This window comes from Rubritalea squalenifaciens DSM 18772 (genome assembly GCF_900141815.1).
Taxonomy (GTDB): Bacteria; Verrucomicrobiota; Verrucomicrobiia; order Verrucomicrobiales; family Akkermansiaceae; genus Rubritalea; species Rubritalea squalenifaciens.
On the sequence record NZ_FQYR01000008.1, the window covers coordinates 18,280 to 42,624 of the forward strand.

Annotated in this window: 25 protein-coding genes; 16 read left to right on the forward strand and 9 right to left on the reverse strand. The window is 47.7% G+C overall.

The features are described from left to right. Nucleotides 1-48: 48 nt before the first annotated feature. From BUB27_RS17365 to BUB27_RS17375, 3 genes are read right to left on the reverse strand one after another with little or no spacing between them, the layout of a single operon-like run. Nucleotides 49-915 (reverse strand): hypothetical protein, encoded by an 867-nt coding sequence (locus BUB27_RS17365; protein ID WP_143185159.1) that lies wholly within the window; start codon nucleotides 913-915, stop codon nucleotides 49-51. A 5-nt stretch (nucleotides 916-920) separates the two neighbouring features. Further along, complete coding sequence (locus tag BUB27_RS17370) at nucleotides 921-1,688, reverse strand: hypothetical protein (RefSeq protein ID WP_143185160.1); 768 nt, start codon at nucleotides 1,686-1,688, stop codon at nucleotides 921-923. 2 nt (nucleotides 1,689-1,690) lie between these two features. Beyond that, complete coding sequence (locus BUB27_RS17375; protein ID WP_143185161.1) at nucleotides 1,691-2,341, reverse strand: ATP-binding cassette domain-containing protein; 651 nt, start codon at nucleotides 2,339-2,341, stop codon at nucleotides 1,691-1,693. Nucleotides 2,342-2,705: 364 nt separating this feature from the next. Between BUB27_RS17375 and BUB27_RS17380 the strand changes: the two genes are divergently transcribed. The 16 genes from BUB27_RS17380 to BUB27_RS17455 all read left to right on the forward strand — a co-directional run bounded on the left by BUB27_RS17380 (nucleotide 2,706) and on the right by BUB27_RS17455 (nucleotide 17,809). After that, entirely contained in the window at nucleotides 2,706-3,884 is a 1,179-nt protein-coding gene (locus BUB27_RS17380; protein WP_159435054.1) for a type IV pilus twitching motility protein PilT, read from the forward strand. Nucleotides 3,885-3,950: 66 nt separating this feature from the next. After that, complete coding sequence (locus BUB27_RS17385) at nucleotides 3,951-4,301, forward strand: type II secretion system protein (protein ID WP_159435055.1); 351 nt, start codon at nucleotides 3,951-3,953, stop codon at nucleotides 4,299-4,301. 257 nt (nucleotides 4,302-4,558) lie between these two features. Then, nucleotides 4,559-6,496 carry a hypothetical protein gene (locus BUB27_RS17390; protein ID WP_143185164.1) on the forward strand — a complete coding sequence of 646 codons (1,938 nt, stop codon included), beginning with the start codon at nucleotides 4,559-4,561 and terminating at the stop codon, nucleotides 6,494-6,496. Between the two features lie 17 nt (nucleotides 6,497-6,513). Next, nucleotides 6,514-7,050 carry a hypothetical protein gene (locus BUB27_RS17395; protein ID WP_143185165.1) on the forward strand — a complete coding sequence of 179 codons (537 nt, stop codon included), beginning with the start codon at nucleotides 6,514-6,516 and terminating at the stop codon, nucleotides 7,048-7,050. Further along, the gene (locus BUB27_RS17400; protein ID WP_143185166.1) at nucleotides 7,035-7,601 is read left to right on the forward strand and encodes a hypothetical protein; all 567 of its coding nucleotides are present in this window, start codon (nucleotides 7,035-7,037) and stop codon (nucleotides 7,599-7,601) included. Before BUB27_RS17395 ends, BUB27_RS17400 begins: the two co-directional genes overlap by 16 nt. Before the next feature lie 80 nt (nucleotides 7,602-7,681). Beyond that, on the forward strand, nucleotides 7,682-9,403 hold the full coding sequence (locus tag BUB27_RS17405) for a type II secretion system protein GspD (RefSeq protein ID WP_143185167.1): 1,722 nt from the start codon (nucleotides 7,682-7,684) through the stop codon (nucleotides 9,401-9,403). A 33-nt stretch (nucleotides 9,404-9,436) separates the two neighbouring features. Continuing rightward, the gene (locus tag BUB27_RS17410) at nucleotides 9,437-10,003 is read left to right on the forward strand and encodes an adenine nucleotide alpha hydrolase family protein (protein WP_143185168.1); all 567 of its coding nucleotides are present in this window, start codon (nucleotides 9,437-9,439) and stop codon (nucleotides 10,001-10,003) included. Next, nucleotides 10,000-11,697: a GspE/PulE family protein gene (locus tag BUB27_RS17415; RefSeq protein ID WP_143185169.1), complete on the forward strand. Its 1,698-nt coding sequence runs from the start codon at nucleotides 10,000-10,002 to the stop codon at nucleotides 11,695-11,697. The genes BUB27_RS17410 and BUB27_RS17415 overlap by 4 nt, the downstream gene beginning before the upstream one ends. A 70-nt stretch (nucleotides 11,698-11,767) precedes the next feature. Continuing rightward, complete coding sequence (locus BUB27_RS17420) at nucleotides 11,768-12,847, forward strand: type II secretion system F family protein (RefSeq protein ID WP_159435056.1); 1,080 nt, start codon at nucleotides 11,768-11,770, stop codon at nucleotides 12,845-12,847. 12 nt (nucleotides 12,848-12,859) lie between these two features. Then, entirely contained in the window at nucleotides 12,860-13,279 is a 420-nt protein-coding gene (locus BUB27_RS17425; RefSeq protein ID WP_143185171.1) for a hypothetical protein, read from the forward strand. 2 nt (nucleotides 13,280-13,281) lie between these two features. Continuing rightward, entirely contained in the window at nucleotides 13,282-13,692 is a 411-nt protein-coding gene (locus BUB27_RS17430) for a prepilin-type N-terminal cleavage/methylation domain-containing protein (RefSeq protein ID WP_143185172.1), read from the forward strand. Nucleotide 13,693: 1 nt separating this feature from the next. Continuing rightward, entirely contained in the window at nucleotides 13,694-14,191 is a 498-nt protein-coding gene (locus tag BUB27_RS17435; RefSeq protein ID WP_159435057.1) for a hypothetical protein, read from the forward strand. Nucleotides 14,192-14,211: 20 nt separating this feature from the next. After that, on the forward strand, nucleotides 14,212-14,964 hold the full coding sequence (locus BUB27_RS17440; RefSeq protein WP_143185174.1) for a hypothetical protein: 753 nt from the start codon (nucleotides 14,212-14,214) through the stop codon (nucleotides 14,962-14,964). Continuing rightward, nucleotides 14,964-15,578 (forward strand): hypothetical protein, encoded by a 615-nt coding sequence (locus tag BUB27_RS17445; RefSeq protein WP_143185175.1) that lies wholly within the window; start codon nucleotides 14,964-14,966, stop codon nucleotides 15,576-15,578. The genes BUB27_RS17440 and BUB27_RS17445 overlap by 1 nt, the downstream gene beginning before the upstream one ends. 13 nt (nucleotides 15,579-15,591) lie before the next feature. Then, on the forward strand, nucleotides 15,592-16,056 hold the full coding sequence (locus BUB27_RS17450) for a hypothetical protein (RefSeq protein ID WP_143185176.1): 465 nt from the start codon (nucleotides 15,592-15,594) through the stop codon (nucleotides 16,054-16,056). A gap of 37 nt (nucleotides 16,057-16,093) precedes the next feature. Beyond that, entirely contained in the window at nucleotides 16,094-17,809 is a 1,716-nt protein-coding gene (locus tag BUB27_RS17455; protein ID WP_143185177.1) for a protein kinase domain-containing protein, read from the forward strand. On the opposite strand, the gene BUB27_RS17460 is transcribed toward BUB27_RS17455, so the two are convergent. The 6 genes from BUB27_RS17460 to BUB27_RS17485 all read right to left on the reverse strand — a co-directional run bounded on the left by BUB27_RS17460 (nucleotide 17,799) and on the right by BUB27_RS17485 (nucleotide 24,345). Then, nucleotides 17,799-18,497 (reverse strand): PDZ domain-containing protein, encoded by a 699-nt coding sequence (locus BUB27_RS17460; RefSeq protein ID WP_143185178.1) that lies wholly within the window; start codon nucleotides 18,495-18,497, stop codon nucleotides 17,799-17,801. The genes BUB27_RS17455 and BUB27_RS17460 overlap by 11 nt on opposite strands. Nucleotides 18,498-18,597: 100 nt before the next feature. Next, nucleotides 18,598-19,179, reverse strand: a complete 582-nt coding sequence (locus BUB27_RS17465; RefSeq protein ID WP_143185179.1) for a polysaccharide biosynthesis/export family protein — start codon at nucleotides 19,177-19,179, stop codon at nucleotides 18,598-18,600. Nucleotides 19,180-19,224: 45 nt separating this feature from the next. After that, nucleotides 19,225-21,372, reverse strand: coding sequence for a GumC family protein (locus BUB27_RS17470; protein ID WP_143185180.1), 2,148 nt, complete (start codon nucleotides 21,370-21,372; stop codon nucleotides 19,225-19,227). A 136-nt stretch (nucleotides 21,373-21,508) separates the two neighbouring features. Next, on the reverse strand, nucleotides 21,509-22,738 hold the full coding sequence (locus BUB27_RS17475) for an outer membrane beta-barrel protein (protein ID WP_143185181.1): 1,230 nt from the start codon (nucleotides 22,736-22,738) through the stop codon (nucleotides 21,509-21,511). A 47-nt stretch (nucleotides 22,739-22,785) separates the two neighbouring features. Beyond that, the gene (locus tag BUB27_RS17480) at nucleotides 22,786-23,355 is read right to left on the reverse strand and encodes a hypothetical protein (RefSeq protein ID WP_143185182.1); all 570 of its coding nucleotides are present in this window, start codon (nucleotides 23,353-23,355) and stop codon (nucleotides 22,786-22,788) included. A 231-nt stretch (nucleotides 23,356-23,586) separates the two neighbouring features. Then, entirely contained in the window at nucleotides 23,587-24,345 is a 759-nt protein-coding gene (locus tag BUB27_RS17485; protein WP_143185183.1) for a Nif3-like dinuclear metal center hexameric protein, read from the reverse strand.

Here is a 24,345-nt window from a genome sequence, read left to right on the forward strand (position 1 = left end):
TTTATTGTTACCTGCTAGCACAGAAAGAGACCTGAAGGGCTTGAATCTCTATTCTGGCAGAGATTTTTTCCCGCGCAACTCCTGCTTGTAAGCCCTGACCTTAAGCGCGTACTGATTAAGGAGATAATTAAATTGCTGCACTCTTTCCACAAGCTCAGCCTTCCTGGATTCTGACAAGCCATCAAACGCCCCGTTTAGCTTACTCTGTTCAATTACCCAGTGACAGCGCTGCACCCGACTAACATGCTCTTGATAATAAGGAAGATAAGCCTCTACTCCTTCCATTCCACCTGATAAGCTCGTCTTATAAATGAGTATAGACTCTGTGGCGGATGCTGCGGTTAGAGCGTCATTAACATCCAAAGGCTTTTTGTCACATTCTTCCAAGGTTCGCTGTGACAGAGCTAGCACAGCTTCGAATCCACTCTCAGCACCCTCATACTTGAGAAGAGAGGAGGCATAAAAGTAACTCAATGCATTAAAATTTGCATAATTCGTGGGATCCAACTCATAAGCCATCTCCACCAGCTCTCCAGCCCTCTTCATCTCAAAGGCATAAGCCGCCCCCACATGCGGAGTCGGTGAGTTATTTGCACGAACATCTTTCTCAAGATTTTGAAGCTTCCATTTACAATCAGAAAGACTCCAACCTTGCCCCCTAACCACTCCATGCGTCTCGCCGCACACTTCACATGACTCACCCTCTTTGAGATGCTCGTGACCTTGACCAGCATGAATCAGAAGATGAACGGCGTCTTGCACAGAAATACCAATCAACTCACCATAAGGACTACCATTTAACTCGAGCACATTGAGGTCCCGCTTGTAATCCTGCTCCACGGCACGACCAGAAATAACTACACCGACGCAGCCACATAAGATCACCAGAAGCCATATGATATCATTCTTTTTCATCCTGACTAACGCTGCTTGTAGTTAAACACAAAGCGGCTCACGCCCGCAAAAACCAGTGCCCACGCGGCAAGATATTCCAAAACGGACATGAACTCAAGGTTCGTCATCGCCCCCTGCTTATGCACAAAACGGTGCGTCAGATCCGCCAAGTATGAATGGTGGAGAGAAACATAGACCAAGTCCAAGAACATGGACTCTTCAGCCGCCGCCACTTTCCCAAGTAGCACCACGCCGTACCAACCAGTCAAGCCAATCGCCAAGACGCCAAGATACCCGATCACAACCCCAAAACGGCTAGCCAAGGCCACAGCAAGCATGACCCAGCAGCTGACAACGATCAACATCAGAGCCACATGCTGTACACTAAGCACTACCCAATGCTTATAATCATCAGGATGCACAGGTGCCGCAAACAATACAGAGATGAGAGCCGGAATCACACAAAGGGCGACGCCAAATATCATGACACTGGCCCAAATGGCTGTCAGCTGACCATCCTTCCCCACTCCCCTACTATAAAAATAGCAGCCCATACCTGAATCAGCATTTCTTCCAGCCAAATCTGCGGCTTGATACGTTAACCAAAAAAGGCACGCCATCCACGCAAACTGCCAAGCCACCTGGGTACGCGCCAATTTCAACACCTCTGCATCCACACCATAATTGGTCATTTCCGCAAAGACAAAAGGCAGAAACATCGCAAGCAGAACAACCAGAATCCCCAGCTTTTGATGCACCACACTAGACAGTGATAATTTAATCAACTTTTTCATCTCTAAACCAATGAATTCTTCAACTCTCCCCAAGTGTACTCCTCATCTTTCGAGGTCGCACAAATCTCCCCTTCTGATATCAACAGGGCACTCTCAATCTTCATCGAGTTGAAATCCGGATGACAACTCACCAACCGGCAAACACCCACTTCATTTTCAGCCCAATACTCCATAAACAACTCTCTAACGTGAGAATCAATCCCCGTGAAGGGCTCATCTAACAATAGAACATCCCCTTCACCCGGCAGACAACTAAATTCCGCCATCAACCAACTCACCTTACGTTTATTTCCCGTAGATAGTTCGCGAAAAGTTTTGGATACATCCAACTCAACCTTGTCCGCAAACTCCAAGCAAGATTTCACGTTCTCCTTGGGCAGCACACATGAAAGAATAGACTTTGGCGTTAGATGCTTGTCGTAATAGATATCTTCTGCAACAAACTGAGCAACTCCTCTAACACCAGTGACTCCAGACTTCAATTTAAGCACCCCTGCCAAACTCCTTAACAGCGTAGTTTTACCTCTACCATTTCGCGCTAATAGATAGTGAGTACCCTCCCCCAAACTGATAGAGCTAGCCACACGAGCGAGTACACGATCATACCCTATGGCCAAATCTTCACTTAATTCGATTCCTACGTCTCTAGACATTGAATCACTACCAAAATGAGATTCCCCTGCGAATCAAGCAAAATCAAGCAACCCGACCCTTGGATGACAGCTTTATGAATATTTTGTAAGATTTTTCTCGCCAAATCGCAGAAAAGATTTATTTCATGCTTTTAGCACTTCAAGAAGAGTAATTCAGATACAAACTTAAAACCTCACTCAACTTTTTACTTTTCATATCACAACTTTCACATCAATATGCTGCCCGTCTCTTAATCTTTTATTAAGATAAATTGATAACCCCGCATCATTGATGACTTAACCCTATCTCATGGAAGCAGCCGCCAACATTCCTACCCCCCCACCGCTCCCAACCCAACCTGGAGTACTCCCGTTTAGCGAGAGCATGACAGGCAAGGAGCTGCTGCAGACCATCTTCAGAGTTTGCCAACAACGTGGCGTCTCAGACATCCAGCTCAGAGCTGGCCGCGAAATGTATATCGAGACTCACCACGGCATGGAAGCCATCCCAGATCTCGGTACCCTCTCTCCCGACAATACACTAAAAGTGTATAAAGAACTACTGAGAAACCGTGAAGACGCCTCACACGGCTTTGATGACCTATCTGAGCGCTCTGCTGACCCCATTGGTCACAGCATCAACCAATTCAAAGAGAAGCTGGTAGATGACTTCTCCTGCAATGGTATCCAGTATGGAGATAACGGCGAGGTATCTGGACGACTTCGTATCCAAGCCCACCTCAGCGCCCCAGGTCTCGGCATCACCTGCCGTATTCTTAACGATAACATTCCGACACTGGAAACGCTTGGCATTCTCCCTGACACTATCACCACTCTCAAGCATTGCGTTCTGAGACGTGCCGGCCTCTGCCTGGTGACAGGACCGACTGGTTCAGGTAAATCTACCACCCTAGCCTCACTTATTGATTGGGTACGCCAGAATTACCCCAAACACATTGTCACTGTTGAGGATCCAGTAGAATACCAGTATCCGCACGATATGGAGGACCCAGACATCGCCGGCATGCGCGCCCTGGCTCCCAGCATCGTTACTCAACAGGAAGTCGGACGCGATGTAGCCTCCTACCGCCAAGGTCTTAAAGATGTACTCCGTAAAGCCCCCCACATCATTCTACTTGGTGAGATTCGTGACCGCGAGGCCATGGATACTTGTATGGAGGCAGCCCAGACTGGCCACTTGGTCCTCTCCACTCTTCATACCACGGGCGCAGTAAAAACCCTTGGTCGTATCCTGGAGATGTACCCCAAAGAAAAACACAAGGCGGTCCTTAACCGTCTTGGTGAAACACTAATTTTCATCCACTCCCAAGGCCTACTCAATGGCCAGCAAGGCAGAATTCTTAACTACGAATTCCTCCATAATAATGATGACTCCGTTGGCTCAGCCATCGCAGCCTATGACGATGGCGCCAGCTCCGTAGAAGACGCCATCCGTCGCGCCGGAAACATCCAGTGGGATCACAACCTGATGCGCCTGCACCAGCAGGGCCTCATCACCCTAGAAGATTTTGAGAACGCGAGAATTGGCCGCTCAGACGACTAACACCCTCACATTCTCGAAAACCAAAAATAAAAACTAATATAAACACAACCCAATAATAAAATGAAAATGAACGTATCCAAAATCAAGTCCCGTAAGGGTGTGACACTGATCGAGCTTACTGTGGTTATCGCTGTGATCCTCGTTCTTATCTCCGTACTCTTCATCGGTGCCAAGTTCTACAAAGACAGTGCCAACAGATCTGCTTGCGTGATCAACCAGAACGCAATCTTCAAAGCTGCTTCTGCATACATCAACATCAACGGCACGGACCCTACTTGGAATGACCTTACCACAGGAACTGGCCCATTGGCTGCATCTATACCAGTATGCCCATCTGAAGGCGCGGGCTCCTACTCACTTACAGTTACTGCTGGCGTACCTGCCGCTTCATGCTCCGACACTACACACGTTGAATAAGCCATAGCAATAATGCTATACCCATTATTAGGTTTGGCTCATTGACTTTCGCAACCCCCACCTCAACAGTGTCTGAGGAGGGGGTTTTTTGAAAAAAACATCCCCCCCTATAAGCTGTAAGAATCAGACAGTTTCCAAAAGCTCCTACACCAACGCTTATTTAGTCATTTACTAAACGCGCCCCCAACCTTCAGTCTAGGCTAAGCCCCTCAGAGAAGCCCTGAACAACTCTCCATTTATCTTACTTTAAAGCTGCCATGCACCTCAGCTCACCTGAAACACTTTCTGCCCGCAAAAGATACAAGCAAGCGATTGAACTCAGTCACAAAACCTCTCGCTCAAGTAATCCAGACTGGTACAAGGATTCACTTGGCATCAATTTGCAGCTTCATATCTTTGTCGGAAGCGACTCAGGTGCCATTTCCTATATCCGTAATACCAGCGAAAGCTCCTGGGCGAAGGGTCCCAATATCTCCCCTGAAGCTCAAGCCAACCCCGAGCTACTGAATGAGATTCTTCAAGGCATCTACAACGAACATTTGTCAAAGCAATCCAAACCCTCCATGGGGGTCATCCTTTATGTGGCCGACGAATTCTCAACCGCCGAGCTGGGCCCGGAACACCAGAACCCCGCTGAAATTGACGAATTGAGGAAGCTGATCATTGAGAACCCATCTTCCATTCTTGAAGATCAGACGATTTCTAACGAAACTCACTCCTGGAGACTCTTCCCTTATCCAGGAGCCTCAGGCGGCAACGCATTCGCCACCGCCATCTCACTCTCCAGAAAACACGACAAACTTCTCAGCTACCTCAGGGAATACGGAAGAGAAAACAACTTTCCAATCAACACCCGAGCTGTCAGCGCCCCTCTCTGCACCATTAGCGCCCTCCCTTGGCTGCTAGAGCACACCCCTGAAAACGGCTTTGTTACCGCCCTCCATTACCCTCGCTTTACCGTTCTGGCCTTCTTCAACGTTCACGGCGACCTCATTCTGATTCGCACACTGCAACACCACGGCAATGCCCCCTTTGCTCCCAATACAGCCAGCGCGATCAACACCACGGCAACCTCTCTAGAACTCTCCAATCCGCATGTATTCATCCTCCCCATGGCCGGCCAGCCACCGATGGGACTTAGCGGGTCTATATCCAGCATCATGCCGGATTCAGAAGTAATCACGCTCAGCCCAACCAGCTCCCAACTTCACATCCCCACCGCACCCAGCGCTTCTGGCAAAAAAGAACTACTCGGCATGACTCGCCCCTGGAAATGGAGCGACCTAACAGCGCAAACCAAACTAGAGTCGGAATCATCTGCACCTACTCAAGAAGATCAATCAGCCTCTGCCATCCCCGGCGTAACACGCCCATGGCGAGTACAAGATATGGCGGCCACCGCCATGCTTTCCCAGGTCCGCCTGGAAGTGGTCTCCACCACAAACCCGCCGACGGCCAGCAACTCCCCTTTGGCGGAGAGCCACACCTTTTCCACTCTGGTTCGCGAGATGTGGCCCATCCAAGACTTCCTCCCAGCACCCACAGAGGAAACCAGCCTATTTCCTGGCCAATTTGAGATGAAAATTATCCGCTTCGGTCGGCTACTCAAACTTAGCGCAGCCACTCTTGTGTTAGGCTTCGCAGGATACTCAGCTTTCAGCTACATCCGAGCCAAGTCTCATGAAGCCTGGGGCTACGAACCCGGACTCGCTCAAATGGAACTGATGAAGTACCAGAAAGATTTAGCGAGCTACAACACCTGGAACAATCTGCTACAGGAAAGATCATTATTATGGTCCAACATGGAACTCCTTACTAGGATGTTCCCTGAGCAACCCCAAGTAGTCATCAACGATTACAGCTATTCCACCCAAATCTCCGCACCCGTGAAAAACGAGCCCATGGTCGCCTTCTCTAGAACCTGGAGAATTAGAGGGGAAGCCACAGATGCCTCTAAAAAACACCTCTTTGATCTCAACACAAAAAACGGGATCACCAAACTGTTCCGCGAGGTCTACAAAGTAACTGGTGACGAATCTTTTAACCCTGATGTCTACAGAAGGGCGCCTAATGTAGACATCACTTTCAACTCTATGAATACAAGGTCATCCAGCTCCACCTTCACAGTCTCATTCGACATCACCATCATTCAAAGCTTCAATGACAACGATCCTCTCATGATCACCGTCAACTAACCCATCACCAGCTAGCTATGAATAAGCAATATTCCACCCCAGTCATCCTTTTTGGAATTGTGATACCTTTAGTTATTACCATCATCCTGCTCATCATCGTTGCCGCCATCAAAGGTAGCCTCATGGGAGATTTTGAGAACAACAAGCTGGCGTACGAGCAAGAACTCATGGTTCAGCAGCAAGCTCAAGACCTGAAAAGCAAAACCTCTTCCAACCTCAACCAATTCAAAACATGGGAAGAATTGGTTAGTGGCGATGTCTACCAGAAAATCAGCTCGAATTTACGCGAGGAAGCCAGCAACAGCCCAACACAAAGCATGATGATCACCTCTGAAAGCCGCTCTCAAAACGCTAAAAGCCTGGAGCAGACACTTAAGAGAAATATTGTAGGGATAGACTTCTCTATCGCCGGCACTTACCAAGAAATCCAAAACGCCACCTTATCCTTAGAAGCAACCACTCCGAATCTTTTCCTATACTCTTTTCAGGTCAAACCGAGCCGCGGTAAACTTCTCAACCTCAACCTCACTTACTTGGCATGGTCAAAAGAATAAATACCCTCATCCTACTCATCGCGATCACAAGCGTGCATGGCGAAGAGAGCACACAGAATGCCGCCAGATTTAATTTGAATGAGCCTCAGAAGCTCATCGATAAGCGAAGGAGTGTGTTAGCGATCAACAAACGCACCTACGGACCTTTCGGCAAAAATCAAGATCCTAATGCCAAACCGCCGCCACCTCCCAAGAAGGAGGAGACCAAGGCACCTGTCGTTGAAAAAACACCCGAACTTGAGCTCAAAGACCTCATTGGAAATTTGAAAGACAAGGTCAACGCGGCAGGCAACAATATGGCGATCATCAATGGACGCCGTTACCTGAAGGGCGACACCCTCAAGCTTGAGGCGGTGAATCCTAAAACACGCAAGAAACAGGTCTTTGAAGTACAACTCGCCAGAGCAACATCCAGTCTCCTTGCGTTCCGTAACACCAACTCAGGCGAATTTCACTATCTACAGCTGGGAGGCGGGCTCAACCTCGGCAAACCCGAAGACCTTAAACTGCCCGAGAGCAACAAAGACGACAAAATCGACATCACCAAATAGCCCGAATATCCTTGTTTTCGAAGTTAATACATGCTTCTAATCATTTAACCTACCTAAAGTGGCATAAATACACTAACATCATGAAAGCCAAAAAACTACATACTAAGGGGTTACCGACAGCCCTGACAGCGTTCGCTATCGCGACATCCGTCGCCATGGCTCAAGATGCAGCGCCTGTGCCTGGCGCAGATGCACAACCAGCAACAGAAGACCCTGCGGCACCCGCGCCACCTGCTGATGAACAACCTGCACCTCCTGCTCCTCCGGCACCAGCTGCAGGAGAAGATGTCGCCCTTCCTGGTGAAGAGCAAGCAGCTGCTGGCCAACCCGTAGTCAATGCCAACAATCTGGAAGATGGTCTCCGCGTCCAAGACGCCAACCTCAATGATATTATGGAGCTCCTTGCTACCCAAGCAGGACTCTCCTACTTCCACAATAACCGCATCTCTGGCGATGACTTCAAAGTGAATGGTTACCTCCGAAACGGAGATCCACTTCAGCAGATGAATGATCTCGCCTTCCAGTTTGGCCTGACCCTCTACCGCAAAGGCGACACAGCCTACGCCCTCACACCTGACCAGTTGAATCAATTGCCAGCCAATGAGTGGCATTACTCGCTGCGTTACCTACGCCCAAAAGATATCGAGCAGATCAAAGCCCTCATCTCTCCACTTCTCAGCCCAAGTACAGGCATAGTAAACTTCGAGCCTAAGACGAACACAATCATTGTCATCGATACACCTAACCGTATCGAACGCGTACAAAACCTTCTTCAACGTGTCGACCGCGCCAAAGGGCAAATCGTCATCGAAGTAAAAATCTATCGCGTCAACAGCGGTGCGGCACAAGCTCTTGGTGTTGATTGGTCCAAAAGTTTGGGAAGAAGTGCGAATGATCAAGAGGTTTTAGAAATCGTACCAGGTATCAATAGCTTACTTGGACTTCCTTCATTTGGCTCAACAGTTGCTGAGGACATCGTCTTGGCTCCAGACCAACTTAGAGGGATATTCAGAGCGCTTAACGAAGGAGGCATTACCAAACTTCAAAACAACCCGGTTCTGATTACCGAGGACAATGAGCCTGCCTCAATCTCTGTCATCGACCGTATTCCGATTATCACCACAACCACAAATAACACCTCCGCCGGTTCTTCTGAGACTGAGGAAGTTCGTTACAAAATTGATGAAAGTGATTCTACGGATCCAGAGACCACCCGTGAGATTGGCACCACTATCTTCCTCACCCCAACAGTACTACCGGACGGCACGATTCGTCTCAATATGCGTCCACGTACCGCGTCTGTGACTCGCTATATTGACTCACCATCTGGCAACTCTTACCCAGAGGTTAGAGAATCTACCGTTAGCACTATTGCTCGTATCCCAGACGGTCACTCCCTCATTGTTGGTGGTTTCTTCCAAGAATCCGAGATTACAGACAAGAACAAGGTTCCTCTTCTTGGTGATGTACCTGTGCTTAATTTCTTCTTTAAGAACAAAACCACCTCTAAAGAGACTTCTAGTCTCATCTTTGTGGTAACTCCGAGTACGTACGACCCGGCCAACCACGACTCACACCACAAGACTCATAGCCGAGTTTCCAGCACGCTTGAGCTTCCATGCGACCATGAGTCCATCAGCAAGGAGCACCCTGGTGTTTACCATGAGCCAAACCTGAAGCGCACTCTCCACAACATTGGGCACGAGACACAACTCAATACCCACGGATCTGGTAGCAGCAGTTCTTCGACCTACAACAGCTCACAAAGTGACAACAGCCGCAGATTCCGCCTGCGCCGATAATCCTCTTGGATTTTTTCTATCAACCTAAAACTCATGCTCGCAACCGACGACAACGTGAACACTGAAACCTCAGAACATTTTTCCGAGTGGCACCAGTACGTTCTGGAGCAGACATGCTCAATCATGTCTGAAGCATCCATGTCTAACGAGAGCGAGCTAGATCAGGTACGAGGCTACACGATCCATGCGTGGTCTCAAGGTTTGCCCTGCGAACCACTAGAAGTGCTTCTTCGGCTCCAAGAGCCGGACAGCAGCCAGCTTGAAGCAATCATGGAGCACACCAGCTCCATGATTGCCCAAGCTTTCTCAGCCAATATGTTGCCCGCACCTTTTGCCTCCACAATGATGACCCCTACATCATTTTACGAAAAGCATGAAGCGGCATACCAGATGGCAAAGTCTTTCAAATGCCCCATCTTATACAATGAGGACGCTGATGTCCTCGGCCTTGGCTCTGTCAACCCCGTGACAGCCACTGTATTCGGCCAGGCCATGCACGCATATATTTCTGAAACCCAAGGCATCCGTCCTTTCATAAGTTGCGTCAGACTGAATTATGATTCTTGGGTAGCCCTTTGTGAAAGACACTTTACCAGATGATCGATTTCGACGGAATGCATTTTAATGAGCTCATCAGTCAGCAAATTATGGTTGAACTGACTGAGCACGATGAAAACTTTGCCAACCTCGACCACAAAGAGGTGCAAAACCGTGTCACCAAGACAACCTTCATGGCGGCCTTGGCCAAAATCAACGGCCTCCCTTTTTTCCCAAAAGTCGCCGAGTTCTGTAATGGAAAGTTACTCGAGAAGTGTGATCCCTCCACTCTCACTAGGGGAGGCTTCACACCTCTCTGTATCCACAATAATACACTCATCGTAGCAGTCTCTAATCCGTGGAATCCGCAGCCCGATGATTACTTGGCCCTACGCTTTCCTGACTTTCAAATAGCCAAACTGGTCACCCTCTCCAATGAAATCAGTCGCACAATTGAGAACGCGACGACTTCCGGTGGCCCCAGCAAGTCAGAACTGGAGGCCATTGACGTAGAGGATTTCGAGGTCGAGATCAAAGACTTTGATGTTACCTCCACAGAATACGAGGAGCCCATGGCCCAGCTCACCGCGACGATCATGGCCGACGCCGTCAAGCAGAGAGCCTCAGATATCCATTTTAAGGTGGAGAAGGAAGTATTCTACTACACCTTCCGAGTCGACGGTGACTTAGGTCCAAAACGCGAGCTTCCCATGAAGCTCAAGGACCGTATTGACGCCTATCTTTTGAACTTGATGAAACTACCTACGGAAATCCGCAGCACCGCCTGTGGTATCTCTGGACGTTTTACCATTAGCTATTTCCACCGCCCGATTGATATTCGTTACGAGCGCCACCGTACTTACCGGGGTTATCACGTGACGATGCGTCTTCTGGACAAAGGCCACTTGAACGTGACCCTAGGTAAAGGCTCGCTTGCTTTTGATGAGGAAACCCTGTTCGCCATTCGCAAGGTCATGAAAGTACCAGCTGGCATTATTGTGATGTCAGGGCCTACAGGTTCGGGTAAATCCACGACACTCAACGCCATGCTGCGTGAGCTCAATCGCCCCGAGGTGAATATTCTCACACTGGAAAACCCGGTGGAGGATGAAGTCCCAGGAATTACTCACTGTGATTTGAAAAGCCCGTCAGAATTCAAACCAATGATCAGCTCCTTCATGCGTTCTGACCCGGATATTATTCTCATGGGTGAGGTACGTGACACCGAATCTGCTGAGCTCGCCATCGAGGCTGCGGTTACTGGTCACAAAGTTCTTACCACCGTACACACTCCTCGAGCATCTCAAATTATTGAACGTTTCGAACAGCTCGGAATCGAACGGTGGAAGATCGCACAAACATTGAAGGCAGCATGTGCGCAGCGTCTCATCAAAGTACTCTGCCCCTATTGCAAAGTAGAAATTGACGGTTTGACCGATCTGGACCTACGAACTTTCAACCTGGATGAATCTTGGGCTAAAAGAAAGCTTTACGAAGCTGCACCAGAGGGCTGCCAAGAATGTCGTAATTCGGGCTATTCCGGCCGAACTGCCATCCTAGAAATCATTCCCATTACCCCAAAAGTTTCGGACCAACTCTCAAAAGGAGAAATTTCTCCCTACGAGCTGGAGGTTCAAATTGCCAATGAAGGAGTACTCCCCAACTTGCGTAAGAGCGGCTTACGTCTCCTGGAACAAGGAAAAACCGACATCGATGCCGTAAGTAAAGTAATCGATATGACCTACTCCGATGAATAATATCCAATCCAATACTGCAAACCACAGCCAAAGCTCATCTCCAAGGCCAGGTGAAAAACCAAAGACTGGCATGAACAAAGAGATTCAGCTATTCGGATCCAGTAAGGCAAAGACTTTCAGCACTAAAGAGTCGATCCAGTTTTATCGTGGTATTGCCTCCATGATCAAAGCACAGATCAATACCGCGGATGCCCTGAAATATTATGCGGAGGGCCTTCCCAATAAAATCATGGCAGCGGCGTTGATGGGTATTCGCGATGATATCAATGCTGGTATTTCCGTCTATGAAGCCTTCAAACGCAGCAAGCGTTTCGACGATATGACTCTTGGCCTGATCAAAGCTGGTATGGACTCAGGCCGTCTGGATGCAGCCTTTCAAGATCTATCAGAAAGAGCTAAATCAACCCTCGCGCTGAAAAAGAAAATCCGTAAGATTGTACTTATTCCCGCTCTGATCTTCCCCATTTTGATTGCCGCCTTCGTCTACTCTCAAGTCAAAATCATCCCTAAGATCAAAGAGATGGTTATCGTGGGAGACTACGAACCTAAGGGCCCGGTGCGCTTTTTCTTCACGCTCAGTGATTTTGTCATTAGCTGGTGGATTGTTGGTGTTATTGCACTAGCTATCATTATCGCCATACCTGTCTTATCCAATAAAATCAGACAAATCATCATCACCTTGGTAATGTCTAAATGGCGTACTCTACGCAAACTCATTATGGGGCTTCGCCAAGTCACCTTCCTAGGCGTAATTAAGCTCCTCCATGCCAACGGGATTAATTTGGCTAAAGCCATCACCACCTCTGCGACTAGTGTGAAAGGCACCCCTCTACATGATGAGCTCCTGATGGCAGCTGAAAAATATGAAAAAGCAGGCGTTCCACTATCGATTGCTTTCACAAAATACACCTCGGTAGATGATCAGGTAGTTCACATGCTCTCTATTGGTGAGAAATCTGCTTCTATGGGCAGCCAGCTGGCCATGCTCACTGAAATGTACGAAAGTGATTGTGAACAGCTGATGGAGGACTTCACCAACGTCTTGAACCTGGTAGTCATGCTTGTAGCGACCTCCATGATCGCCTTGGTATTCCTCGGCGTATTCATGCCAATCTTCCTCATGGGACCAGAAATGATGGATCAACGCTAATCACCTAAAGCCATGATGCAGACGAAATTAGACCGATGGCTCATCGAAACCTTTGTGTATGAGTACAATATCTTAGTCATCCAGCCCCCTCAAAAAAAGGGGTGGGGCATGAAGGTTAGTGAGATTCCGTATTCCCCGAGTACCCCATTTAAGTATAAAATTTGGGTGAAAAGTAAGAAAAAGGCAGATACGATTATTGAAGATTATCGTAAGGAAGGCCTCACTTTCAAAACCAATATTGTTGAAGGTAAGCACTGGTACAACTGGCTCATCAACAATAAACGTAAAAGCTTCACGTTCAGAGTGTTTTGGTGGACATTCACCCTGATCATGATATGTATTGGCATTGTAGCCTTCCACGAACTCTCCCAAACGGAATTTTATGAAAAACTGCTCGAAGACTTCGACAACCTCATGAACTCTTCTGATTAATTATGAAAACTCCAACTCAATTCCGTCACTTCAAATGTAAGGGGGTTACCCTCATTGAACTTACCATTGTTATTCTTATCTTGTTGCTGCTCGTCTCCAGCGCCTTCCTTGGTGTCGGCTATTTTAGAGATTGGCAAAAAGGAGTCGCGGCCAGCGAGGACCTCAAAGAAGTCTATGCTGCACAACGCCTCTATTTGTCTGAGCACCCTACAGTGCTCGTAACAGATCTCACAAAAGAAAAAGTTGTTCCTTATCTACCTGATGGCGCCGCTGACTTTCCTGTAGTGAAGGGCTTGGACGATCAAACTCTGACGATCGACATCACCAAGAGCCCTCCTGTGTTCATGGACGGTGGTACAGTGTATGATCCTTCTGGTTCCACAACCGACAACCTCTGGGACGCGGGTAAATAAAATGATCAATTGGCGTGGATTTCATTCACCTCTAGATGCTACTGGTCATTTGCTGAGCAAAGTCTTCTCACTGCTGATCATGCTATCCACGATAGCGGGAGCCAGTGAATTGGTTCGCCCCAACGACTTGCCCTCAGATTATGACTTAGTTGGCATCTACCTGGTAAGCAGCAAGACTCGTGTTCATGACGGCAAGAGCATCCAACAGCTCGCCCCTAAAGTCACCTACAAGGTTTTCAGTAACGGCCAGACCATTCGTGTCTACAATAGCGATGTGCCTGACGCGTTTCACAAATATGAAATTTACCGTTCAGACGGCATCAGCAATCTTAATCAAGACGGCACGACTCGAGTGCTACCAGGGCTACAGGCCAAAAATGTGCAGGGCGCTATTTTTAAACAATTGAGCGTGTCTCCTGTAAGCCTAACGATCACCCTAATCCCTCCCCTCTCTGATGCGGTAACTATCCTATACGCCAAGAGAATAGAATCTAAATAGATTTACACAACTTGTCTCACATGTCCGAGCAATCATCATCACCATCATTTGTCACTTCCCTGACTTACAAATTCCTACTACTGACAACCACATCAGCAGCAGCCTTTTTTTGCTGGCTATACATCACCAAGCCAACGACGATTTCTGCTGCGCCAGAGAAAGATGAGCTTAGCTTGTCTAAGCCCCCCAAAGATGATGATTCAACGTTTGAACTTAACGACGTTGATCAGTCGCCTCAAGATTCTGGCTCTGTACAGACTGAAAGATTGAGCAATCCTACTGACTTCATACCTCCATCTGACCAAACTTTACCAGGATTAGCGAATTCAGCTCAGGGTTCCCATTTGTCCCCAGTCAACCCAACCCGCTCCGCTAACATCCCATTAGCCAACACCCCTTCAACAGCAGGAAAAGCTTCATGGGAGGAGACCAATGACCGCGTGCAGCACATTATCACTGCCCAGAGAAATGGTAACTCCGAGCGCCTCATCATTGAAGTGCCAGTAATTTACATGACGCGCGGTATGCGCCTCGGCCCTGGGCAAGCAGAGGAAGCTAGGCGTATTCTCAAGGCCATGGAGATCTATCAGGACCGGATCAATAAACTTCAGCAAGACGGAGAAAACATCAGCAAAGCATGGAATAGTCTTCTGATGTCCACACAGCCAGTCGAAGCCCTACGCGCAGACAGTCCGTCGCTTCCCCAGAATAACAATCCATCAGCTGACACACTCAAGGAAAACAGCTCTGCAACCATTTCCATCGACGAATAATGAAATCTTTATCTATCATTTATCTCATTGCTATTTTCGGAGCTCAGCACCTCCTTGCTCAGGATGAGAACGAAGACACCACTTCGGACGAGGTCGTTACTTCTGATGAAGACAGCCAGGATTCCTCCAATGGGGACGAGTCCGAGTCAAACTCAGATGATGATGCTGAGAGCACCACTGATGAGCAGGAGGAACCTGGGGTAGTTGTACGCACAGAGATACCAAAACAGATCCAATTGGACGGCGACGATTCCTCTTTCAAACTACTTTCTCCGTGGTCGCCCAAACCGATGCAGCGAGCTCCACTTGGTTGGCAGTACATCCCAGCTGACCCATCTCACAGCTATGCCCATAGCGTCTCTCTAAAATCAGGTAAAACGCTTAAACTTAAAATCACTCCTTACGTCTTGGCTCCAGAAAACTCTGCTACAGTAGTTCAAGTACTAGAGCCGGGTTACCAGCCTGAACGCGGATACCAGCAAAAATACAACATTGAATCCTCTCTCAAGCAGTCCTCCAAACTCCTGGCGGACACCTCTGCGGCATTGGATACATCCATCAAAGATTTGAGAGAACTCTTGCTCACATTACCTAAGCCTGAAGCACAAAACTAATTTCTAGCGGACGATGAAAGTATTGACCCTTCTTTGCGCCCTAATCATCGGAGTTGTAGTTGGGGCTGGTCTCAACCATAAATCCCAGATCGGCACGGCCTTGCACGTATTGAATACTCAGAGCGCCCAGGAGGCAGACAATCTCGACAAAGCAACTGACCAGGATTCCAATACTCTTCCAGCATTTCAAGGTACTCCCGCAGTTCCCACCACCGTGGAGAAAACCATCTACCAATCAAATCCTGAAGATGCAGTCAAAGTAGCCAAATTGGAATCCGACTTTGCTAAACTTTCCAAGAAATACGAATTCCTGAGTACCCAACTACTGGAGGCTAATCGTGAAATTCAATCACTGCGATTTATTGTAGATACACACAGTGAGAGTTTTAGACCTTTACGTACGGAGCAAAATAAGGAAAATAGTAATAGTTTTTCGCCTCCTGCAGGGTTGAGCCCACTTCTCCCCCCAAGAGAGTGAATAGCATATACCACCACCCCATCTGGCTCAGAAATACATGAGCACCAGACACCAAATCATTGAGCAACTCGGTTCAGGAGGGTTCGGCACTGTCTACAGAGCCAAAGACACCCAATTGAATCGAGAGATCGCTATTAAGCGTCTCAAAGCTACTGAGGGATCAAACCGGTCGGAGTTGATGTCCACGCTTCTTGAGGAAGCCAAGATTCTGGCAGCTCTACGGCACCCAAATATCGTAACCATTTTCGATATTCAGTCTACTGATGAGCATGCTGAGATCATCATGGAGTTGGTAAAAGGAATCACTGTAGAGCAGTTGATTAAACGCCACCTTCTTCTCGCTCGCGATTTCAGTTTCATTGCTACGCAAATTCTCAGCGCCTTATCCGTAGCTCATAAGCATAGCGTATTACACTGCGACTTAAAGCCTAGTAATCTCATGCTATGTGCGACTCAAGGCGACAACTATGAGGTCAAAATCGTGGATTTTGGTATGTCCCCCTCTGCATCCAACATTACCGGACAAACCACAAAGATTATTGGTTCCATCTACTTCATGGCTCCTGAGCAACTGGATAAAGGTGAAGTCTCTGTGCAGACTGATGTCTATTCCCTAGGTTGTTTGTTCTATTATATGCTCACTGGTGCCCATCCGTTTGACGGTGACACCACGGTACAAGTAATGGCCTCCCACATGCTGGGGAACTACAAACCAATCACTACGATACGGAAAGACCTTCCTCATGAACTCTGTGATTGGGTAGAGAAACACATATCAAAAAATCCCGAGGATCGCTTCCAGAGCTGTAAAGACGCTCTGAATGCCCTCATCAAATTAAACGTCGAATGCCCGACCGAGGCCTTCAAACTGGAAGCTTCCTCCAAGTCTAAACGAGCATCTTTAGACGTTCGTCCCATTACCACATCGTCTCTAGCCCCAGAAGAATCAAAAAAGGCAAAGACTGGTAATGAAAAAGATTCTGAATTTGTCCTCCCTCCGCATGCTGCTCAGCTTGCTGAAAAACATCAAAAAGTAGAGTTCAATGAGGTGAAAAAGCCTCTCCCCTCTGCTCCTAAAGAGCCCAAAGCACTCGCTGAGCAAGTCATACGCATTGCACCTAACTCGATTTGGTATTTCACCATTAAAGGACAGCGTCGTGGTCCAATTCCTATAGAGAGCCTTGGTGGCCTCATTGAAAATGGTCAACTACGTGAAGAGGATTCTGTGTGGCACCCGGCCTATGATGACTGGTGCAAGGTACAGGATTGTGAGGAACTAAAACCGTACTTAGACAAAGTAAAAGAGGCTAATAAACCTGACACGGCTTCTCTTTTCAGCAGGCTTTTCAAAAACAAGTCCAAACCTGAGACGAGTGATCAGCCATCTTCGGGCATCTTATCTTCATGCGCCAGTATAGTCAGCATTGAACTACTGATTATCTTCTTTGGCACATTGGTTTGTGGGGCCTATATTTGGTATAAACCTGATTTATGGCAATTCGGGACTGCGGTATTCGGCATTACTTTATTCTGCTTTGGCTATTTCAAACTTAAACTAGCAGAAGGCCGCACTGATCTTTTATGGCTGATTGCAGGCATATCATTACCTGTCTTTGGAGATCTTCTGTACACTCTCACCCATCTAAAGATGGGAGCAAAGAGTTTTCTACTGATGCTACTGGGAATGAGCCTTCTGCTCTATATTGCGATACAGAGTGATCTATTTCACATGATCAGCATCTCTACTTCTTAGCTTCAGCCTTACGAAGCTCCTGAAGTAACCAGCGTTGGAAATAACGCTCTTTCTCAGTCTCTGTAGCACCTGAATCCTGCAGATTCATATCCATCTGCTGTTGCCTCACTTTCTCCGGCATCGCCATAAGAGTCACTTTGACGTCCAGTATCTCACCATTACGTAGCAGCTTCAAATCCACCACATCATTGGCTGCTTTGGTACGAACATAATTCGAAAACACAAGAGATGGCGCCACTCGGCCTAGATTATCATCTCCGAATTGGACTTTATCGATCCCCACGACATGATCTCCAATCTTAAGACCTGCACGTTCGGCTGCAGAGTCCTTGACTACTTCAATCACCCCCACTGCTGGTACTACTTGGCCATTCACTTGAATGTTGCCATCTTGCATCCGAATACCCACGAATCCAGGGCCAGCCCCAAAGCGCTTTAGAATCACTTGCTCTTTCAGTATGGACTCAATTCGGGATCTAGCTTCCGGGCTCTTCAGTTGCTTATACTGCTCAAACAATGGAGCAATTGCCTCCGTGCTTAACTCCCTAGCCCATTGCTCGACCTTGTTTTGAGCTTCCTCGCGCACCTTAAAGTCATCTGAACTCAGATCCTTAAACATATCCCCAGGTGCGGCAGTGCCGAAAGCAGCAGTCAGAGCAAATACTCTTATGGTTCCAAACAGATTCATCTTAATTCCTTAGAATACAACTAGAAGCCAATCACTCAATCATGAAAAAAGCCGAACCTCGGAAGGCCCGGCTTATCGTATTAAAAATCTGCTAGCCAGTTTATTGGCCGATGAAATTTTTCTGGGGTACGGTGATCGTATCTCCGTGATACACCTTCAAGGTCCTGTGTGCTGTGGTCTTCAGGTTGTATACATACTTTTTGCCATTACGCAGCAGTTCAACTCGGTTCATTGCCCCGAATGGGTCCGCATCACCTGCCGCAGCCACAGCCTCATAGATAGTCATACCTTCTGTGTACTGTACCGGTCCTGGGCGTTTCACGTTCCCCGCAACAGTAACAAATTTCTGAGCTATTGTGTTGGATTCTGCTACGTCACGCACAGTGATGATCGTGATACGAGGGCTCGTGTAGATTTGAGCACTCTTGTAGGCAGCCTCAATACGGCGGGCAACTGTTGAACTGCTACTACCTGATGCCTTAATGCCGTTTTCAAGCATCGGCAGATAGAGCATCCCGGAATCACTGACGATGTAGTCACCATTGATCTGCTGCTTCTCATCCGCAGGAACTCCATAGATACTGATAGTCACTTTCTCGCCTGACGTAATCGGAGCGGCGTAAACACTCAGGTTAAGAAGTCCTAGGAGGGACAATAGAAAGGATCTGATTAGTTTATTCATAGTAAGAGGGAAGGTTATCGCTTAAAATATAGTTCAGTTCAGGGATTAGTAAAGATCTGCACTGTTACTCTGGGCACCCTGTGGCTGAGCTGCCGCTCTCACCTCCTGAGGTGCCTCTGAAGGAGCATAATAGGTGTAGTAGCTTGTGTAGTATTGATACTGACTATCGCTCTTCACATCCACATTGTTGAGCACCACTCCAAGCACTGTACCACCCACGTTTTCCACAGCTTGCTTCACACGTACAAGCATCTTGCGAGGAAGTTTACGATGCTGAACCACGATCATGGTGAGATCAACCTCACTGGCCAGTACTGATGCGTCACTCACACCAAGAATCGGAGGTGAGTCAATAAGCACCAGGTCAAAGCGCTGCTTAACATCCTGAACTAGATCAGACATTCTGCGAGAGTTGAGAATTCCAGCAGCATCTGCCGGCAGAATACCCGAAGGCATGAAGAAGAGATTATCAATCGGTGTCTGAAGAATCACATCTTCAAGCATCAAATCAGTGGTCAGATAATTCGTAAGACCCACAGTATTGTTGATATCGAAGAAGGTATGGAGCTTAGGACGTCTCAAGTCGGCATCAATCATCAAGGTGGAGTATCCGCCCTGTGCACAGATGTATGCCAAGTTTACCAAGGTTGTTGACTTACCTTCACCAGCTCCACCTGAAACTACGGTAATGGAGTTATCATCCGGATTCTTACGGTTGAATTCGATGTTGGTTCTGAGAATCCGGTATGCCTCAGCATCTGGGCTCGCTCCGCTCTGCTTGTGGAGCACGCCCACGTCACGTGGAATCACGGCAAGCACTGGCACCTGAAGAAAGCGCTCAACGTCCTCAAGAGTTTTCACAGAGGTATCCATGAGCTCCAGGGCAAAGGCAATACCAACGCCAAAGACAAGTCCTGCTACAGCTCCGAGAGCCATATTTAGCGTCCAGTTGGGAGATACATATTCATCCGCGGCTGGTTCGCTCGGCACTTTCGAGAATCTGATCGGATCGACCATCAAATTGTCTTTCAGCAACTCGTTGGTCAGGTTGATTTTGATCTGAGAAAGAACTGCGCGAGCTTGCTCATACTCCTGAACCAATGCATTGAACAAAGTATAATCGTAAGCTGTCGCCAGACGCTCACCTTTAGCTGAATCCTTGGATTTAGAAAGTCGCTGTACGCGCTGGTTCTCCAGATCCAGCTTATCCTTTAGAACGTCACGTACTTCGGTAACCTTCTCATCAAGTTGCTTCCTGAGTGCTTCGACTCGTGTGCGGCTCATTTTGACTCTTGGATGGTTAGCCCCAAGGCCTGCAGCAATGAGAGAGCCTCTTTCACGGCTCGCATCCAGATACATCTCATTGAGATTTTGTACTACTTTGATCTCAGGAAGGTTAAGACCGGCCATAGCGGAAATTAACGCCTCATTGTCTAGATCACCCAAGCGCTGTACAATAGATTTCAAACTATCCCTGTCACGCAGAGCCTCTTGGTAGAGACGCTCATTCTCACGGAAGTTAAGCTCAGCCGGGTTGGACCCCGCTCCAATGGAGTTCTTGTCACCAGCATAAGGAATCCCCGTTTTTTGAGACATGGTGGCAAGGCGGTTACGGTGGTCGGCTACCAAATCCTCTTGAGCCTGGATTTTCTTCTCCAGTTCGTAGCTAGCTTCAGTACGACGCTTTTCCTCATCCTCAATTCTCATTTCGCGGTAGGAGTCGGCGATCGCTTGAGTGATCATTTTAACGTCCTCGCGGTTACTGTGCACAAATGCAATTTCAACAAGATCAGTACCGCGCTCCTGATTCGTATTCAGGGATTTGGTCATGATGCTGACCACCTCTTGCATGGGCAAATTCCAGCGCTCTGGTAACTGGCAGCGGATAGCCGCTCTTTTGAGGTTTTCTTCAGACTCGATCAACTGGAATTGAGTAGCAAAGAACTGCCTGGTCATGAGTCTGCCAGAAGTATCCTGACCCAGGACAGTATCTGTCTTAATCCCTAGCGGCTTGATTTCAATTTGAGCAACACTTTCATACTTCTTTGGCATCACATAAGTGATCACCGCGGCGGTAACTACCACTAGGATAAATGTTAGAAGAATAATGCCGTACCGGTTCTTAACAATTTGCCAGTAATCTACCGCATGAAGTGAAGCCTCGCTTGGGTTTAGAGAATTGTTCTGTTGCATTTCGGATTTTAGATAGCCTCTTGGATTTTCAGACTTTTTACATCCCGCTCAGGAGATGGCAAAGAAAAAAGCCTTCCTTGCTTCTGACACAAGGAAGGCTTAAACGTTCAGATTTATTCGACAGAAATTTAAGAACTTAGAATACGTAAGTTAAACCAACTTGAATACGGTTACGGTCGTAATCACGTGAATCTGAATCTGAGTCAGATGTGGTGAAGTTGTACGTAATGTTTGCTGAGCAACACTCGCTGAACTGGTAAGTAGCACCCAAGTAAAGGTTGATCAGATCAACATCTACATCAGATGTATCAGCAAGTGGGAATGAAGAGAATCCATCTTCATAAGAGGTATTGATGTAGTTGATACCACCAGTAAAAGTCACTTCGCGAGACAGCATGTAGTTGGCCGCAAGAGAGATTCTCAAGGTCTGGCTGTTATCATACTGAATACCATCTACGGATGTATCGTAATCTTCGATCCCATATCTGGCCCAAGCACGAATATCAAACTGCTCGTTGATACGTGAACGGTAACCAAGCTCAAAGAATGGGCTGGTATCGTCATCACCACCGTCAACATCACGAAGCTGAGCACCTGCACGAGCGATCACCACGGAGTTGGCACTGAGACGGTGTTCTACACCAAGAAGGATATACTGGTTGTCAGAGTCTCTAGCACCTTTGTTGTCAGCCCAGCGGTAACGGTAGTCCAGTGTGTAAACTGTCTGTGGTGATCCGATGTAGCGGAACTGATTAAATACAGTGAAGTTGTTACGGTCTGCATTAGACTCATCGTAGTCGAGAGTATCGTAACGAACTCCTGAGTAGGTAGCGAAACGGTCAGTCCATTTGTAACCGATCGCGTTCTCTGTAGAAAGGTAGAGATACTCGTCATTACGGCGGTCTTGTGCACTACCGTACTGGTAGTCAGGCTCGAGACCGTAGTTTACGAAGTTACGGGACACCAAACGCAGTCTCTCACTGACACTGTGCGCTACGTTGAGAGCCACTCTGGTACCTACGTAACCATCATCACCACCTTCGATGTTATCGAAGTAGTATGTGTAGTTGACGTTAGCATCGAGGTTGAAGTTTGTCTGAGGGCTGATGGAAACAAAGGAAGCACCCAGCTCAACTCGTGAGTACAAGGCATCTTGCTCACCCAACTCATCTGTGAGTGAGTCAGGATCCGGCAATTCTTCAGTAAGAGGAGAAACGTTGTCGTCATAACCAATCGCTGCAGTCAAACGGTACTGAAGCGGGAGTGATTCGGTAGAATCATCGTGTGGCACGATATTGAAGATACCTTGGCCATAAGCAGCACCAGCCGCCAAAAGTGTTAGAGCACTAGCTGTAAATAGTTTCATATATAGTTGGTTTTATTTAGTGATAGTAGGTTCAGAGCGTTAGTAGCTTATCGAGTCGCTGAAACTGGAGTAACTGGCGGTGCCTGTGGTGGGAGACCAAATGGCAGTAGTGGGGTACCACCTGTACTTCCAAGTTCTGGACCGATAGGACCAACACCTGGGAAATCAAGTGGGTTTGCCTTCACGGCAGCCATTGGGAGAGGCTCTTTACCTTTGGCACTGTAATCGGCCTTGGCGCTATAATCGCCACCAGCGGACTGGCTATGCTTGGATACGACTGAAACGATCTCAGCTTGAGCATCTGGCGCGACCACGAGTGCACAAGTTGAAATCAAAGAAAGTTGTTCTGGAGCAGCCTTAACAGCTACTTCCACGATTTTGCCTACGAGTTCCTTATCGGCCTCAGTGGCAATGATGGCAGCTTTGACTACTTCACAGGAGCAGTCTTTGTGCTTGGTGACAAGTTTTGCAACAACATCAAGAACCTTGTCCGGGGATTGGGCGATCGCGGAGTTGGTGATCTTAACCACTTCGTTGCAATTACTTTCAGAAGCACCTGCAAGTGGTGCTGCTGCGAAAAGCACACCTACAAGTGCGAATTTCAATGTTTCTTTCATAGTATTTTTTGGGTGAACGTTTTTTTCTGTCGATTGATGAGAACCATACAGTTCGCAGATTTCCATAGCTTACACGAGATGGTGTAAATAGAAAGCAACGATAATTGTACTCATCCGTTACAGGTTAATCTCCTTTGTAGTTCAGAATCAAGCATAATTTCCATATCTTAAGGGAACCAAAAGAGCATTTCATGCATGGGTTTATAAAGGATTCGTCCTATTTGCCGCAATCTAGAGACCTGTGGGGTGATGGATAAACTGAGTGTTTAACTCATATTTTTTTTCAAGAACTCTTGAGAGTTCTCGGACTCCGAAAGTTTCTGAGGCATAATGCCCCGCATAAATGACATTTATACCTAACTCCTCAGCCAAAGGAAAACTCCAGTGAGGTCCCTCCCCTGTGATGAATGTCTGGATACCTTGGTTTGCCATAGCTGCTACCTCCGAGCCTGCACCTCCGGTGATCACCCCTACCACACCAACTCCCCCATCTGACTTACCTTTGCAAACATGCACAGGGCTCTCTACAGCATCGCTGACTTTCGCCACTAGCTCATCTAAGCTTGCACTTACGATACCTTTGACCCCCAGGAGAATCCCTTTCCAGTCGTGATAGCTCTCGGCATTCTCTAACCCGATACTCTTGGCCAGCAAAGCATTGTTCCCCCACTCAGGATGAACATCCAATGGAATGTGAGAGCTATAAATCGCCAAGTTCGCGTCCATGGCCTCTTTGATCTTCGAATACTGAGCGTCGACAAACCTCTGGGCTCCTTGCCAAAACAGACCATGATGCACAATTAGCAAGTCCGCCCCAGCCTCGACGGCTTTCCGGATCACCGGCAGTGAGGCATCCACAGCCGAAGCCACTTTAGTCACCTCTCCATTGTTCTGCAGTTGGAGCCCATTCATAGCGCCCGGATAATCCGGAATGCCGCATGTATTCAAAGATTCATCGAGAAATTGAACAATACTTTTCAGATCTGCCAT